The organism is Kitasatospora cinereorecta, from assembly GCF_024172095.1.
In the GTDB taxonomy this organism is placed as follows: domain Bacteria; phylum Actinomycetota; class Actinomycetes; order Streptomycetales; family Streptomycetaceae; genus Kitasatospora; species Kitasatospora cinereorecta.
Genome location: NZ_JAMZDX010000003.1, coordinates 1,263,452 through 1,277,897, shown reverse-complemented (window position 1 = coordinate 1,277,897; position 14,446 = coordinate 1,263,452). Strand labels below are relative to the sequence as shown.

General features: G+C 73.5%; 11 protein-coding genes. 4 read left to right on the top strand and 7 right to left on the bottom strand.

The window, feature by feature from the left end:
• Window positions 1–41: 41 nt before the first annotated feature.
• Window positions 42–3,107, bottom strand: a complete 3,066-nt coding sequence (locus FHR36_RS19180; RefSeq protein ID WP_253798872.1) for a bifunctional [glutamine synthetase] adenylyltransferase/[glutamine synthetase]-adenylyl-L-tyrosine phosphorylase — start codon at window positions 3,105–3,107, stop codon at window positions 42–44.
• 217 nt (window positions 3,108–3,324) lie between these two features.
• On the opposite strand from FHR36_RS19180, the gene FHR36_RS19175 reads away from it, so the two are divergent.
• Window positions 3,325–3,483 carry a hypothetical protein gene (locus tag FHR36_RS19175; RefSeq protein WP_253798869.1) on the top strand — a complete coding sequence of 53 codons (159 nt, stop codon included), beginning with the start codon at window positions 3,325–3,327 and terminating at the stop codon, window positions 3,481–3,483.
• Between the two features lie 32 nt (window positions 3,484–3,515).
• Here FHR36_RS19175 and FHR36_RS19170 read toward each other — a convergent pair whose 3' ends face one another.
• Together FHR36_RS19170 and glnA are read right to left on the bottom strand one after the other, a co-directional pair.
• A complete protein-coding gene (locus FHR36_RS19170) occupies window positions 3,516–4,253 on the bottom strand; it encodes a class E sortase (RefSeq protein ID WP_253799440.1) in 738 nt (245 codons plus the stop codon).
• A gap of 362 nt (window positions 4,254–4,615) precedes the next feature.
• Window positions 4,616–5,977 carry a type I glutamate--ammonia ligase gene (glnA, locus tag FHR36_RS19165; protein ID WP_253798865.1) on the bottom strand — a complete coding sequence of 454 codons (1,362 nt, stop codon included), beginning with the start codon at window positions 5,975–5,977 and terminating at the stop codon, window positions 4,616–4,618.
• 189 nt (window positions 5,978–6,166) lie between these two features.
• Between glnA and FHR36_RS19160 the strand changes: the two genes are divergently transcribed.
• Window positions 6,167–7,921: an NAD+ synthase gene (locus FHR36_RS19160; RefSeq protein WP_253798862.1), complete on the top strand. Its 1,755-nt coding sequence runs from the start codon at window positions 6,167–6,169 to the stop codon at window positions 7,919–7,921.
• Window positions 7,922–8,170: 249 nt separating this feature from the next.
• Complete coding sequence (locus FHR36_RS19155; protein ID WP_253798859.1) at window positions 8,171–8,959, top strand: putative protein N(5)-glutamine methyltransferase; 789 nt, start codon at window positions 8,171–8,173, stop codon at window positions 8,957–8,959.
• Between the two features lie 40 nt (window positions 8,960–8,999).
• Here FHR36_RS19155 and FHR36_RS19150 read toward each other — a convergent pair whose 3' ends face one another.
• The 4 genes from FHR36_RS19150 to FHR36_RS19135 all read right to left on the bottom strand — a co-directional run bounded on the left by FHR36_RS19150 (window position 9,000) and on the right by FHR36_RS19135 (window position 13,271).
• A complete protein-coding gene (locus FHR36_RS19150) occupies window positions 9,000–9,569 on the bottom strand; it encodes a maleylpyruvate isomerase N-terminal domain-containing protein (RefSeq protein WP_253798856.1) in 570 nt (189 codons plus the stop codon).
• A gap of 111 nt (window positions 9,570–9,680) precedes the next feature.
• A complete protein-coding gene (locus FHR36_RS19145) occupies window positions 9,681–10,694 on the bottom strand; it encodes an endonuclease/exonuclease/phosphatase family protein (RefSeq protein WP_253798854.1) in 1,014 nt (337 codons plus the stop codon).
• Between the two features lie 233 nt (window positions 10,695–10,927).
• Window positions 10,928–11,602, bottom strand: a complete 675-nt coding sequence (locus FHR36_RS19140) for a TetR/AcrR family transcriptional regulator (RefSeq protein WP_253798853.1) — start codon at window positions 11,600–11,602, stop codon at window positions 10,928–10,930.
• A gap of 67 nt (window positions 11,603–11,669) precedes the next feature.
• The gene (locus tag FHR36_RS19135; protein ID WP_253798851.1) at window positions 11,670–13,271 is read right to left on the bottom strand and encodes an MFS transporter; all 1,602 of its coding nucleotides are present in this window, start codon (window positions 13,269–13,271) and stop codon (window positions 11,670–11,672) included.
• A gap of 194 nt (window positions 13,272–13,465) precedes the next feature.
• Here FHR36_RS19135 and panB point away from each other — a divergent pair, with 194 nt between their 5' ends.
• Window positions 13,466–14,332, top strand: coding sequence for a 3-methyl-2-oxobutanoate hydroxymethyltransferase (gene panB, locus FHR36_RS19130; RefSeq protein WP_253798849.1), 867 nt, complete (start codon window positions 13,466–13,468; stop codon window positions 14,330–14,332).
• Window positions 14,333–14,446: the final 114 nt, after the last annotated feature.

Sequence of the window (14,446 nt, the reverse complement as noted above, 5' to 3'; positions counted from 1 at the left end):
TCCCTCGGTCGGTCCCACCCACCGGGTGACCCGTCCTGACGTCAGTACCCGTAGAAGAGTCGCTCGACGACCTTCCTCGCCCGCCGCGTCGTGCGGCGGTAGTCGTCGACCAGTTCCCCCGTGTGCCCGGCGCCGTAACCGAGGTAGCGGGCAACGCCGGCGAGCTCGCGGGCCTCGCCGGGGAAGCTGTCCCCGGGGCGGCCGCGGACCAGCATCACGGCGCTCCGCACCCGCGAGGCCAGCACCCACGCCGCGTCCAGCACCTCCGCGTCCTCCCGGGCGAGCAGCCCGGCGTCGGCGGCGGCGGTCAGCGCCTGGCGGGTCCGGGTGGTGCGCAGGGCGGGCACCAGGTGGCCGTGCTGCAGCTGCAGGAGCTGCACCGTCCATTCGACGTCGGCCAGTCCGCCGCGGCCGATCTTGGTGTGGGTGGTGGGGTCGGCGCCGCGGGGCAGCCGTTCGGCCTCGATCCGGGCCTTGATCCGGCGGATCTCCACCAGGTCGCGTTCGGGCACGCCGGTGCCCGGGTAGCGCAGCGGGTCGATCAGGGCCCGGAACCGCTCCCCCAGCTCGGCGTCCCCGGCCACCGGCTCGGCGCGCAGCAGGGCCTGGCTCTCCCAGGCGTGCGACCAGCGGCGGTAGTAGGCGGCGTACGAGGCGAGGGTGCGCACCAGCGGGCCCTGCCGGCCCTCGGGCCGCAGGTCGGCGTCGACCAGCAGCGGCGGTTCGGTCGAGGGGGCGGAGAGCAGGGCGCGCAGGTCGTGGATGACGGCGTGGGCGGCCTTGGCGGCGTCCTCGTCGAGCATGCCGAGCAGCGGCTCGTGGACGAACATCACGTCGGCGTCGGAGCCGTAGCCGAGTTCGTGGCCGCCGAAGCGGCCCATGGCGATCACCGCGAGGCGGGTCGGCAGCTCGCCGTTGCGGTCCTCCCAGCCGGCGATCGAGGCGCGCAGGGCGCCCTGGAGGGTGGCGGTGTTGAGGGCGGTGAGCGCCTCCGCAGCGGTCTCCAGGGCCTCGGCGGGGTCGTCGGCGAGGCGGCCGAGCAGGTCGGCGGCGCTGGTGCGGAACAGCTCCCTGCGGCGGACCGAGCGGGCGGCCGCCACCCCGGCGGCGGCGGTGGGGGCCCGGCCGACGGCGGCCAGGATCTCCTGTTCCAGGGCGGCCCGGCCGCGCGGCACCAGTCCCTGCGGGTCGCCGAGCATGGCGACCGCCTCGGGGGCCCGCAGCAGCAGGTCGGGGGCCAGCCGGCCGGCCGACAGCACCCGGGCGAGCTGCTCGGCGGCGGCGCCCTCGTCGCGCAGCAGCCGCAGGTACCAGGGGGTGCGGCCGAGCGCGTCGGAGACCTGCCGGAAGTTGAGCAGTCCGGCGTCGGGGTCGGCCGAGTCGGCGAACCAGCCGAGCATGACCGGCAGCAGGGTGCGCTGGATCGCCGCCTTGCGGCTCACCCCGGAGGCGAGCGCGGAGATGTGACGCAGCGCGGCGGCCGGGTCGGCGTAGCCGAGCGCCGCCAGCCGCTCCCGGGCGGCCTCGGTGCTCAGCCCGGCGGCCCCGGTCTCCGCCACCTCCAGTTCGGCGACGGGCAGCACCGCGACGGCGTCCAGCAGCGGACGGTAGAACAGCCGCTCGTGCAGGCGCCGCACCTCCACCGCGTGGCGCTTCCACTCCCGGTGCAGCGCGGCGACCGGGTCGTCCCGGGTGTCGTCGTTGATCCGGGTGGCCAGTGAGCGGGCGAGGCGGCGCTGGTCGGCCTGGTCGGTGGGCATCAGGTGGGTGCGGCGCAGCCGGTGCAGCTGGATCCGGTGCTCCAGGGTGCGCAGGAAGCGGTAGGCGGCGTCGAGCGAGGCGGCGTCGGCCCGGCCGACGTAGCCGCCGGCGCTGAGCGCGGCCAGCGCCTCCAGGGTGTTGGCGCTGCGCAGCGCCTCGTCGGTGCGGCCGTGCACCAGCTGGAGCAGCTGGACGGAGAACTCGACGTCCCGCAAGCCCCCGGGGCCGAGCTTCAGCTGGCGGTCCAGTTCGGTGACGGGGATGGCGTCCACCACCCGGCGGCGCATCTGCTGCACGTCCGGGACGAAGTTCTCCCGCGCGGCGGCCTGCCACACCAGGGGGGCGATCGCCTCGGTGTACGCGGCCCCGAGGTCGGCGTCGCCGGCCACCGGCCGGGCCTTCAGCAGCGCCTGGAACTCCCACGTCTTGGCCCAGCGCTGGTAGTAGGCGAGGTGGCTGGCCAGGGTGCGGACCAGCGGCCCGTTGCGGCCCTCGGGGCGCAGGTTGGCGTCGACCGGCCAGATGGCGCCCTCGCCGGTGGTGTCCGAGCAGAGCCGCATGGTGCGGGCGGCGAGCCGGGTGGCGGCCTGGGTCGCGCGCTGCTCCTCGACGCCCTCGCACGGCTCGGCGACGAAGATCACGTCCACGTCGGAGACGTAGTTGAGCTCCCGGCCGCCGCACTTGCCCATGCCGATGATCGCCAGCCGGCAGGCGACGGCCGCCTCGGGGTCCTCGTCGGCGGCGATGTCCAGCGCGGTCTGCAGGGTGGCACCGGCCAGGTCGGCCAGCTCGGCCGCGGTCTGGGCCAGGTCGGTGGTGCCGGACAGGTCGCGGGCGGCGATCGCCAGCAGGCAGCGGCGGTAGGCCAGCCGCAGCGCGTCCGCGCGACGCGGTACGGCGTCCCCGCCGGGCTCGGCGGCCGCCCACACCCGGCGGGACAGCTCGCCGAGGAAGTCGGCCCGGCCGGGGTGCATGTCGCGCAGCTCGAAGGTGACCAGGGCGTGCCAGTCGCGCGGATGGCGGGCCAAGTGGTCGCCGAGCGCCGCGGAGGCGCCGAGCACCCCGAGCAGCCGGTCGCGCAGCGGCTTGGAGGCGGTGAGGGTGTCGCGCAGGGTGTGCCGCTCGTGCGGGTCGAGCGCCTCCAGCAGCCGGGTCAGGCCGAGCAGCGCGAGGTCGGGGTCGGCGGTGGCACCGAGCGCGTCCAGTAGCACCGGGTCGGCAGCCAGCCCCTGCAGCGCGGGTTCGGCCAGCCGCCGTACCGCCTGGTCGGGGTCGGTGAAGCCGCGGCGGACCAGTCTGATCTCCGGCCGGCTCGTCCGGCTCCCGGCCCGCTCCTCCACTGCCATCTCCCCCTTCAGCTCCGTCGCCTGTTCGAAGCCTACGTGCCCGTCCCGGGCCGCGCCGGGGTACGACGTCGCCGCGACTCCCCCGCACTCACGCACCCGGGTGATCGGCCGGACCCATTGGGGTGGTGCGGCTTCCCGGCGCGACAACCGGCCGGTGCCGCGGTGGATCCTCCGTACCGGCGGCACCCGTCGCCCACGTCCCCGGTGGAGGCCGCGCATGTACCGTCCGTCCGTTCCCGGCGCCGCCGCAGCAGGCGGCGATGCGCTGGCCGCCACCGGAGGCCACGTCGTCCTGCTGGTCGTCCTGGCCGTGGCGATGCTGGTCGGCGGCGCGCTGCTGATCCGGGTGGCCCGTCGGCGCGGCTCCGACGGCTGACCGGCCCGAGGGCCGACCTGCCCGACGGCCGCCTACGCGTGCCCGCTGGTCAGCTCGGCCGGCGGCGTCCGGTTGGCGTCCACCGGCTCGGTCCGCACCAGGCTGCCCCAGACCGCCATCCGGTAGCGCGAGGTGTAGACCGGCGTACACGTCGTCAGGGTGATGTACCGGCCCGGTCCCTGGTACGGCGAGCCGGCCGGGACCGGCGCGATCACCCCGATGTTGTACTTGGAGGTCTGCGGCAGCACGCCGTCCACCCGGTACACGTACCAGGTGCCGCGGGTCTCCACCACCAGCGCGTCCCCCGGCTTGAGCACGTCGAGGTCGTGGAACTTGGCGCCGTGCCCGTCCCGGTGGGCCGCCAGCGCGAAGTTCCCCTCCGCGTCCCACGGCATCGCCGCCCGGTACGGCTCGGTGTACACGCCCGCGACGCCCTCGTCGATGATCTCCTCCGCCGCTCCCATCCGGATCAGCACCTGGTAGTCGCTGCCCATGGCCGGCACGTGCAGGAAGCCCACGTCGTCACCGGTCCGGTACTCCGGCGGCGGGGACGGCGAGGGCGAAGGCGAGGCCGGCGGCACCGGCGCGGCCGAGGGCGCGGGGCTCGCCGACGGGGTCGGCGGGGCCGTCACCGACCAGGAGCCGCGCAGCTCCTGCCCAGCCCGGTCGGCCCGCCGGTCCGCCAACAGGTCGGTCCACCACAGCGAGTAGCCGACGAACAGCACCAGCACCAGGCCGAGGGTGAAGACCAGTTCGCCGGTCACCCCCATCGCCACCGACACCCATCCGCGCCGCCCCGCCCGCGGCGCACCTCCTCGCGATCCGGGCCGCCACCGACCCCACCACGACTCCGGACGCCGCCCCCGCCGCCCGCTCACCCGGCCGCGCCCACGACGTCCGAAACCAGTTCCCGCTCGCGCAGCCGCGTACCGATCATGCAGCCACTTCAGCGCCCGCCCCGACCCCCTGCAAGCCGCCACACGCCCGGCCACCACTAGTCACACTGTCCTACCGCCCGGCAGGGGCTGACGTTCAATCAGAGCCGATCGCGTGCGACAGAAGGCCCCGGACCAGTGATGACGATCCACTGGTCCGGGGCCTTCCCCGTGTACGACGAGCCGCTCAGCCGGGGCTACAGCACCTGGAGGTTCTTGCGCAGCTCGAACGGGGTGACCTCGGAGCGGTACTCCTCCCACTCCTGGCGCTTGTTGCGCAGGAAGAAGTCGAAGACGTGCTCGCCCAGCGTCTCGGCGACGAGTTCGCTGCGCTGCATGAGGTCGATGGCCTCGCCGAGGTTCTGCGGCATGGGCTGGATGCCAAGGGCGCGGCGTTCGGCGTCGGAGAGCGCCCAGACGTCGTCGTCGGCGCCGGCGGGGAGTTCAAGGCCGTCCTCGATGCCCTTGAGGCCGGAGGCGAGGACGACGGCGTAGGCGAGGTAGGGGTTGCAGCCGGTGTCGAGGGAGCGGACCTCGACCCGGGTGGAGCCCTGCTTGCCGGGCTTGTACATGGGGACGCGGATCAGGGCGGAGCGGTTGTTGTGGCCCCAGCAGATGTACGAGGGAGCCTCGCCGCCGGCGCCGGCGGTGCGCTGGGAGCCGCCCCAGATGCGCTTGTAGGAGTTGACCCACTGGTTGGTGACGGCGGCGGTCTCGGCGGCGTACTTGAGCAGGCCGGCGATGAAGGAGCGGCCGACCTTGGAGAGCTGGTACTCGGCGCCGGACTCGTGAAAGGCGTTGCGGTCGCCCTCGAAGAGGGAGACGTGGGTGTGCATGCCGGAGCCGGGGAATCCGGAGAAGGGCTTGGGCATGAAGCTGGCGTGGACGCCCTGCTCCAGCGCGACCTCCTTCATGACCAGGCGGAAGGTCATGATGTTGTCGGCGGTGGAGAGCGCGTCGGCGTAGCGCAGGTCGATCTCCTGCTGGCCGGGGGCGCCTTCGTGGTGGGAGAACTCGACCGAGATGCCCATGGATTCGAGCATGGTGATGGCCTGGCGACGGAAGTCGTGGCCGACGCCGCGCGGGGTGTGGTCGAAGTAGCCGGACTGGTCGGCGGGGATGGGGGCGGTGCCGTCACCGGGGAGGTTCTTCAGCAGGAAGAACTCGATCTCCGGGTGGGTGTAGAAGGTGAAGCCCTGCTCGGAGGCCTTCTCCAGGGTGCGCTTGAGGACGAAGCGCGGGTCCGCGTAGGAGGGGGAGCCGTCGGGCATGAGGATGTCGCAGAACATGCGCGCGGTGCCCGGGGTCTCGGAGCGCCACGGCAGTATCTGGAAGGTGGTGGGGTCCGGCTTGGCGATCATGTCGGACTCGTAGACCCGGGCGAAGCCCTCGATGGCCGAGCCGTCGAAGCCGATGCCCTCCTCGAAGGCCTGTTCCAGCTCCGCCGGAGCGACTGCCACGGACTTCAGGAACCCGAGCACGTCGGTGAACCACAGCCGGACAAAACGGATGTCACGCTCCTCGAGCGTGCGAAGCACGAACTCCTGCTGCTTGCCCATGGGGACAGTCTCACCTCTGCTCTTTACGTCCGTGTTACGCCCGGAAGCGCGCCGGAAGCGGCTGGTCCCATCATGGCGGATCTTCGTCCGCTTGCCGACCCCCGGCCGTCCGGGCGGCGGACCACGCCGAAGCGGGGGCAACCCACCCCCGGAGGACATAACGTCAGTTAGACGATTACACTCTGGGGCATGCCCAATCTCCGTCTCGCCCTGAGCCAGATCGACCCCTGGGTCGGTGACATCGCCCGCAACAGCGATGAGGTGGTGCGCTGGACCAAGAAGGCCGCCGAGGCCGGTGCCCAGCTGGTCGCGTTCCCCGAGATGGCCCTGACCGGGTACCCGGTCGAGGACCTCGCCCTGCGCAGTTCCTTCGTCGAGGCGTCCCGCACCGCCCTGGTCGAGCTGGCCGCCCGGCTGGCCGCCGAGGGGCTGGGCGAGCTGCCGGTGGTGCTCGGCTACCTCGGCCGCTCGGAGAGCGAGTCGCACCGCACCCACCGCCCGGCCGGCTCCCCGCAGAACTGCGCGGCGGTGCTGTACCGGGGCGAGGTGGTGACCCGCTTCGCCAAGCACTTCCTGCCGAACTACGGCGTCTTCGACGAGTACCGCTGGTTCGTCCCGGGCGACCAGCTCGCGGTGGTGCGCCTGAACGGCGTGGACGTGGCGCTGGCGATCTGCGAGGACATCTGGCAGGAGGGCGGCCGGGCCACCGCGGCCGGCGAGGTCGGCGCCGGGCTGCTGCTGGTGGTCAACGGTTCGCCGTACGAGCGCAACAAGGACGACGTGCGGCTGGAGCTGGTGCGCCGCCGGGCCGCCGAGGCGGGCTGCCCGCTGGCGTACCTGAACATGGTGGGCGGCCAGGACGAGCTGGTCTTCGACGGCGACTCGGTGGTGGTCTCCGCCGAGGGCGAGGTGCTGGCCCGGGCGCCGCAGTTCGAGGAGACCCTGCTGGTGGTCGACCTGGACCTGCCGGAGGCGAGCAGCAACCACGTGGACGGGCTGCTGCTCAGCGACGGGCTGCGGCTGGTCCGCACCGAGCTGGGCGGCGAGGCGCTGCCCGCCCCGGCCGAGCCGCTGCCCGCGGTGGTCGCGCCGCGGCTGGACGACGAGGCCGAGATCTACCAGGCGCTGGTGGAGGGCACCCGGGCGTACGTCCGCAAGAACGGCTTCCGCTCGGTGCTGATCGGCCTGTCCGGCGGCATCGACTCGGCGCTGGTCGCGGCGATCTCGGTCGACGCGCTCGGCGCCGAGAACGTGTACTGCGTGTCGATGCCCTCGCAGTACTCCTCGCAGCACTCCCGTGACGACGCCGCCGAGCTGGCCCGCCGGACCGGCCTGAACTTCCGCACGGTCTCCATCGCCCCGATGTTCGACGCCTACATGGGCGCCACCGAGCTCTCCGGGCTGGCCGAGGAGAACCTGCAGTCGCGGCTGCGCGGCACCCTGCTGATGGCGATCTCCAACCAGGAGGGGCACATCGTGCTCGCGCCGGGCAACAAGAGCGAGCTGGCGGTGGGCTACTCCACCCTGTACGGCGACTCGGTCGGCGCGTTCGGGCCGATCAAGGACGTCTACAAGTCGCTGATCTTCCGGCTCGCGACCTGGCGCAACGAGGTGGCCGAGGCGCGCGGCGAGGTGCCTCCGATCCCGGAGAACACCATCCTCAAGCCGCCGTCCGCCGAGCTGCGGCCGGATCAGAAGGACACCGACTCGCTGCCCGAGTACGACCTGCTGGACACCGTGCTCGACCTGTACGTCGAGGGCGACCAGGGCCGGGACGCGATCGTCGCGGCGGGCTTCGCCCCGGAGGTGGTGGACCGGATCGTCCGCCTCGTCGACACCGCCGAGTACAAGCGCCGGCAGTACCCGCCGGGCACGAAGATCTCCGCCAAGGGCTTCGGCCGCGACCGCCGGCTGCCGATCACCAACCGCTGGCGCCGCGGCTGACCCGAGGCCCTCGCCCTGCGGCGGCTCGCCGGACCGGAAACCGGAGAGCCGCCCCAGGGTGGGTCGGGTAGGGTGGGCGCGGCCGTGGTGGTTGCCGCGGCAGGCGTCGCGCGGAGCGCGACCGAACCGAGGAGGTGGGACCGATCACCGCTGTGTCAGGTCGGGTGCTCCCCCTCGACGACCCCGCCGCCGAATCGGCGTGAGCGGGGCGCGGGAGCCCCAGTGGTCTTCCCGAAAGGCTCTCCCGCCGTGTCTTTGGACTCCTCCGTTCCACTGCTCTCCACCGTCACCCGCAGGCTCCGCTCGGTCGGCTGCGTCTTCGCCGAGGACGAGGCGCGCCTGCTGATCTCCGCCGCCGGTACGCCCGCCGAACTGACCGCCCTGGTCGACCGGCGCGCCGCCGGATTCCCGCTCGAACAGGTGGTGGGCTGGGCCGAGTTCCGCGGGCTGCGGATCTCCGTCGACCCGGGTGTGTTCGTCCCGCGTCGGCGCTCCGAGTTCCTCGCCGGGCAGGCCGCCGCGCTGGCCCGGCCCGGCGCGGTGGTGCTCGACCTCTGCTGCGGCTCCGGCGCGCTCGGCGCCGCCGTCGCGGCGGCCGTCGGCCCGGTCGAGCTGTACGCGGCCGACGTCCATCCCGCCTCGGTCCGCTGCGCCCGCCGCAATGTCGCGGCGGCGGGCGGCCGGGTCTTCCTGGGCGACCTGTACGAGCCGCTGCCCGCGGGGCTGCGCGGCCGGGTGGACGTGCTGGTCGCCAACGCGCCGTACGTGCCGACCGGCGAGATCGGGCTGCTGCCGCCCGAAGCCAGGGACCACGAGCCGCTGGTGGCGCTGGACGGCGGCGCGGACGGCCTGGCGGTCCAGCGCCGGGTGACCGCCGGCGCGCCCGGCTGGCTCGCCCCGGGCGGGCACCTGCTGATCGAGACCAGCGAACGCCAGGCCCCGCACACCGCGGCCGACTTCGCCGCCGCCGGGCTCGCGCCCCGGGTGCTGGTCTGCGAGGAGTTCGACGCCACGGTGGTGGTCGGCAGCCGCGCCTGATCCCCCACCGGTGCGGCGGCCGGGCAGCCGGGCGACCGGGTCAGGCCGGCAGGGCGGCCTTCCAGACCCAGCCGGTGCGGCGCGGGCGGCCCGGCAGCTCGCCGCGGCCGGTGCACCACAGCAGTACGGCCTCCGGCTCCCCCGCGGGCGCGTCCGGGAAGAGGCGGCCCAGCACGGCCGCGCACATCCCGGCGGGCGGCGTCCAGGCGGCGCCGAGCCCGCCGGCCAGGTCGTAGCCGTGCAGCAGCACCTCCGCGCAGCCCATCGCCGCGAAGCCGCCCGGGTCGCACGGGCCCCAGTGCCAGGCCCGGGCGTCCGGCGGCGCGGTGGTGAGCACCGCGCGCAGCAGACCGGCCGCCGCGGTCACCACGCGCAGCAGATCGCGCGGCGTGGCGTCCGTACGGACGGTCAGGTCACAGGGCAGGTAGCCGTCCTGCACCGCGCCGGCCAGCTGTCCCGCGTACGCGGTCAGGTCGTGGGCGACATGGGCGACGGTCTCCCGGCAGCTCCACTCCAGCCCGAGCGCGGGCCGGGTCCAGTCGGTGTCGGCGTACGGTTCCAGCAGCCGGGTCAGCCAGTCGACCGCCCGGTTCACGTCCTCGGCGTCCATGCGACGGAGCGTAGCCCGGGCGGGCCCTGACGCGGAGACACCCGGCCGGGGCCGATGGGTGTCAGCGGCGGCGGGTCGGCGGCGAGGGCGCGCCGGCGGGTCGGCACCGGGTCAGTAGCGGTAGTCGGCGGCGACGGCGCGGTGGTCGCTGCCGTCGGCGTCCAGCACCCGGGAGTCGGTCGGGGTGAGGCCGCCCTTGCTGAGGATCTGGTCGATCCGGGCCATCGGGAAGCCGGCCGGCCAGGAGAAGCCGAAGCCGTCGCCGGCGGCGCCCTGGGCGGAGCGCATCTGGGAGGTGATCGGGGCGAGGCTGCGGTCGTTCATGGTGCCGTTGAGGTCGCCCAGCAGCAGCACCTTCTTCACCGGCTCGGCCTCGATGGCGTCGCCGAGCGCCTGGGCGCTGACGTCGCGGCGCCCCGCGGTGAAGCCGCTGTCGAACTTGAGCCGGACCGAGGGCAGGTGGGCCACGTACACGGCGAGCGGGCCCTTGGGGGTGGTGACGTGGGCCCGGAAGGCGCGGGTCCAACCGATCCTGATGTCGACCACCGCGACGTCCTCGATGGGGTAGGTCGACCAGAGGCCGACCGTGCCCTCGACCACGTGGTGCGGGTACTTGGCGGCCAGGCCGTTGGCGTAGGTGGGGACGGCGCTGCCGGCCAGCTCCTCCAGCGCGACGATCTGGGCGCCGGAGGCGTTGAGCAGCTTCACCGTGCCGGCCGGGTCGGTGTTGGCCGCCGCGACGTTGTGGGTGAGGACGGTGAAGTCGCCCTTGCCGCTGCTCTTGTCGGTCAGCAGGCCGCCGAACATGTTGAACCACAGCAGCGTCGGCAGCAGTACGGCGACCAGGGCGGTGGCCGAACGCCGCCACACCCCGAGCGCCAGCAGCACCGGGACGGCCAGGCCGAGCCAGGGCAGGAAGGTCTCCAGCAGGCTGCCGAGGTTGCCGAAGCCGTTGGGCAGCTCGGCGTGGAAGGCGAGCAGGACCGCGACCAGCAGCGCGAGCGCGGCGATGATCCAGCCGCGCCGCCAGCTCAGCCCGAGCCGGGCGAGCCGGGCGAGCCCGCGGGCCGGGGTGGGAGGTTGCGCACCGTCCGCCGCTGCCGCCGGACTGTCCGCCTGCACCATGCCCACTCCTCCGCGCCGTCCTGTGCTGTCCGGCCGTGGCCGATTCCGATCGAATTGGTCGGATTCTCGGCTCAGCCTATGACGGGACAGACGTGCCCGTACCGACGGCGGGTTCCGGCGAGTCCACGGTCGTGAGATGCGTCACTGCAGCTCGCGGCGGCACGGAACGGGCGTCGGCGCACCACCGCGGCGCGCGTCGGCCCGGGGGGTGGGTGTGCGCCGGGTGTGCGGGCTCAGCGCGCTTCGGTGCGGGGCGCGGTGCCGATGCCCTCCAGGACGGCGTCGACCATCCGCAGGGCGAGGTCCGGCTCGTCCAGCGGCGCCTCGTCCCACAGCACGGTGCGCAGCAGGATCGGGCCGAGCAGCAGCTCGCAGAGCAGTTCCTCGTCGAGGTCCGAGCGCAGCTCGCCCGCCTCGACACCGCGCCGGACGATCTGCCGGGCCAGTTCGCGGCGCGGCTTGACCACCCGCTCGTGGTAGGCGTTCTTCAGCTCCGGCCAGGCGCCCATCTGGCCGAGGGCGGACTTGACCACCCAGCGGGAACGCTTGATCAGGCCGCGCCGCCGCATGTACTCGATCATCTGGATGAGGTCGTCGCGGTAGCTGGGCCCGGCCATCACCGGCAGCGGCTCCTCCAGCCGGGCGACCACGTCGACCAGCAGGGCCTCCTTGTTGGGCCAGCGCCGGTAGATGGTCGCCTTGCCGACCCCGGCGGCGGCGGCGATCCGCTCGATGGAGAGCTCGGGCAGGCTGCCCCCGTCCTCCATCAGCTGCTCCACCGCGGCGAAGATCGCCTGCTCGGCGGCCTCGCTGCGCGGACGGCCCCGCCGCGGAGCGCACTGCTCCGGTGCGGGGCCGTCGGGCGCGTCGGTGGAGCCGGCCGCCGGGGCCGGGAGCTCGGTCTTCATGACGCCATTGTCCACCGCGCGCTCCCTCGATCGGATCTTGGCCTGCCGGACCGACCTGGCCGGGGGCTCAGACCTTGGCCGGGCTGGACTCGGGCTCGGCCTTTCGCGGCGCGCCGGGGCCGCCGGGGGCGGCGGGCACCTTGCCGGGCAGCAGCAGGAGGGCCAGCAGGGCGCCGACCAGGGTGACCCCGGCGGAGATCCCGGCGACCACGTGCATGGCGTGCAGGAAGGAGTCCTTGGCGGGCGCGATCAGCGCGGCGCTGTGGGTCTTCTCGGCGATGGCCATGGTGGCCTCCAGCGACTCGCCGGCCTTCTCGCGGAGGGCGGGCGGCAGCTGGGCGAGGTGGTCGGAGACGCCGTCGCGGTAGACGGTGGAGAGCACCGCGCCGAGCACGGCGACCCCGAGCGAGCCGCCGACCTGGCGGAAGGTGTTGTTCAGCGCGGAGCCGGCGCCGGCCTTCTCGCGCGGCAGCGAACCCATGATGGCCACGGTGACCGGCGGCATCACGTGGGCCATGCCGGCGCCCATCACGAAGCCGAGCACCACCAGCACCCAGATCGGGGTGGTCGCGCCGAGGAAGACGTACCCGAGGAAGCCGACCACGATCAGCGCCATGCCGCCGGCGCAGGTGACCCGGACGCCGAAGCGGTCGACCACCAGCCGGGCGCGCGGGGCGAACAGCAGCTGGGCGACGGCCAGCGGCAGCATCAGCTCACCGGCCTGCAGGGCGCTGTAGCCGCGCACGCTCTGGGTGTAGAAGACGCCGAAGAAGGAGACGCCCATCAGCGCGAAGAAGACCACGCCGACCACGCCGATGGAAGCCGAGAACACCTTGTTGCGGAACCAGGTGATGTCCAGCGCGGGGTGGCTGGTGCGCTTCTCGAAGACCACGAAGGCGACCAGGGCCAGCACGCCGACCAGGATCGGCACCCACGCCCCGGCGTTCAGGAAGTCGGCCAGCTCGCCGCCCTTGATGATGCCGTAGATCAGCGCCACCAGGCCGACGATGGACAGCAGCACGCCGACCGGGTCGAGCCGGCCCGGGTTGGGGTCCTTGGAGTCGGGCACCAGCAGGAACATCGCGACCAGGGCGACCGCCACGATCGGCACGTTGACCAGGAAGACCGAGCCCCACCAGAAGTGCTCGATCAGCAGACCGCCGGTGATCGGGCCGATGGCGATGGCCAGGCCCACCGCGCCGGCCCAGATGCCGATCGCCTTGGGCTGCTCGTGCCGCTCGAAGACGTTCATGATGATCGCCAGCGTGGCGGGCATCACGAACGCGCCGCCGAGGCCCATCACCGCCCGGTAACCGATCAGCTCGCCGGGGCTGGCCGCGAGGGCCGAGAGCAGCGAGCCGAGGCCGAAGACCAGCATGCCGCCGAGCAGGGTCCACTTCCGGCCGAAGCGGTCGCCCAGCAGACCGGCGGTGAACAGCAGTCCGGCGAAGACCAGCGTGTACGAGTTGATCGCCCACTCCAGGTCGCTCTGGCTGGCGCCGAGGCCGACCGGGGCGGGGGTGGCGATGGTCTTCATCGCGACGTTCAGGATCGAGTTGTCGAGGACGACGACGAGCAGGGCGAGCACCAACGTGCCCAGGATCGCCCATCGGCGGCGGTGTACGGCTTCGGGCACGCGTGACGGCGCCGGGGGCGCGGAGGTGGTCATGCGGATCAGCGTAGCGCGATTTTCGATACGAGACGGGACCGTATCGCAAATTCACGGTAAAGAGGCCGCGGCAGGAACCGAACCGGACGTGACCGGCACCGGTCTTTGCGCCGGGCGCTCGGCGTGCAAGCATGGGACCTGATCCGGGGACGCCGTACGGCGCCACGAGACGACAACCATCAGGAGTCTGTTCGATGAACGCTTCTCCGCTTCAGCCTGCCCAGGCGCCCGAGGGCGCCGTCCTCTACGGCGGCATCACCAACCGCCGGGTGACGGTGCGCGACCTCGCGAAGGCCAAGCAGGCCGGCGAGCGGTGGGCCATGCTCACCGCGTACGACGCCCTCACCGCCGGCGTGTTCGACGAGGCCGGCATCCCCGTGCTGCTGGTCGGCGACTCGGCCGGCAACTGCCACCTCGGCTACGAGACCACCGTGCCGGTGACCATGGATCAGATGGTGATGCTCTCCGCCGCCGTCGTCCGCGGCACCAAGCGCGCCCTGATCGTCGGCGACATGCCGTTCGGCTCGTACCAGGAGTCGCCCGCGCAGGCCATGCACAACGCCGCCCGGCTGATGAAGGAGGCCGGGGTCGGCGCGGTCAAGCTGGAGGGCGGCGAGCGCAGCGCCCGCTCGATCGAGCTGCTGGTCGAGGCCGGCATCCCGGTGATGGCGCACATCGGCCTCACCCCGCAGTCGGTGCACGCCTTCGGCGGGTACCCCGTGCAGGGCCGCGGCGACGAGGCCGCGCACCAGCTGCTGCGGGACGCCAAGGCGGTGCAGCAGGCCGGGGCGTTCTCGGTGGTGCTGGAGGCCGTGCCGGCCGAGCTGGCCGCCCAGGTCACCGAGCAGCTGGCCGTCCCGACCGTCGGCATCGGCGCGGGCGCCGGCACCGACGCCCAGGTCCTGGTGTGGACCGACTTCGCCGGGATGACGGCGGGGCGGGTGCCGAAGTTCGTGAAGCAGTACGCCAACCTGCGGAGCGTGCTCGGTGACGCGGCCCGCGAGTTCGCGGCCGACGTCAGCGCGGGGACCTTCCCGGCGCCGGAGCACACCTTCAAGTAGGGGCTCCACCAGGGGCTCGTGGGGCACTTCCCGGCCGAAGGCCGGGCGTGCCCCACGAGCCCCTGTGGTTGCTGTCAGTGGGGTGACAGCGGGCTGACAGCGGTGTGACAGCGG

Coding starts and splice junctions, on each gene's coding strand:
- FHR36_RS19180 (WP_253798872.1), bottom strand. CDS start 3,107: ATGGCAGTGGAGGAGCGGGCCGGGAGCCGGACGAGCCGGCCGGAGATC.
- FHR36_RS19175 (WP_253798869.1), top strand. CDS start 3,325: ATGTACCGTCCGTCCGTTCCCGGCGCCGCCGCAGCAGGCGGCGATGCG.
- FHR36_RS19170 (WP_253799440.1), bottom strand. CDS start 4,253: ATGGGGGTGACCGGCGAACTGGTCTTCACCCTCGGCCTGGTGCTGGTG.
- glnA (WP_253798865.1), bottom strand. CDS start 5,977: ATGGGCAAGCAGCAGGAGTTCGTGCTTCGCACGCTCGAGGAGCGTGAC.
- FHR36_RS19160 (WP_253798862.1), top strand. CDS start 6,167: ATGCCCAATCTCCGTCTCGCCCTGAGCCAGATCGACCCCTGGGTCGGT.
- FHR36_RS19150 (WP_253798856.1), bottom strand. CDS start 9,569: ATGGACGCCGAGGACGTGAACCGGGCGGTCGACTGGCTGACCCGGCTG.
- FHR36_RS19145 (WP_253798854.1), bottom strand. CDS start 10,694: ATGGTGCAGGCGGACAGTCCGGCGGCAGCGGCGGACGGTGCGCAACCT.
- FHR36_RS19140 (WP_253798853.1), bottom strand. CDS start 11,602: ATGAAGACCGAGCTCCCGGCCCCGGCGGCCGGCTCCACCGACGCGCCC.
- FHR36_RS19135 (WP_253798851.1), bottom strand. CDS start 13,271: ATGACCACCTCCGCGCCCCCGGCGCCGTCACGCGTGCCCGAAGCCGTA.
- panB (WP_253798849.1), top strand. CDS start 13,466: ATGAACGCTTCTCCGCTTCAGCCTGCCCAGGCGCCCGAGGGCGCCGTC.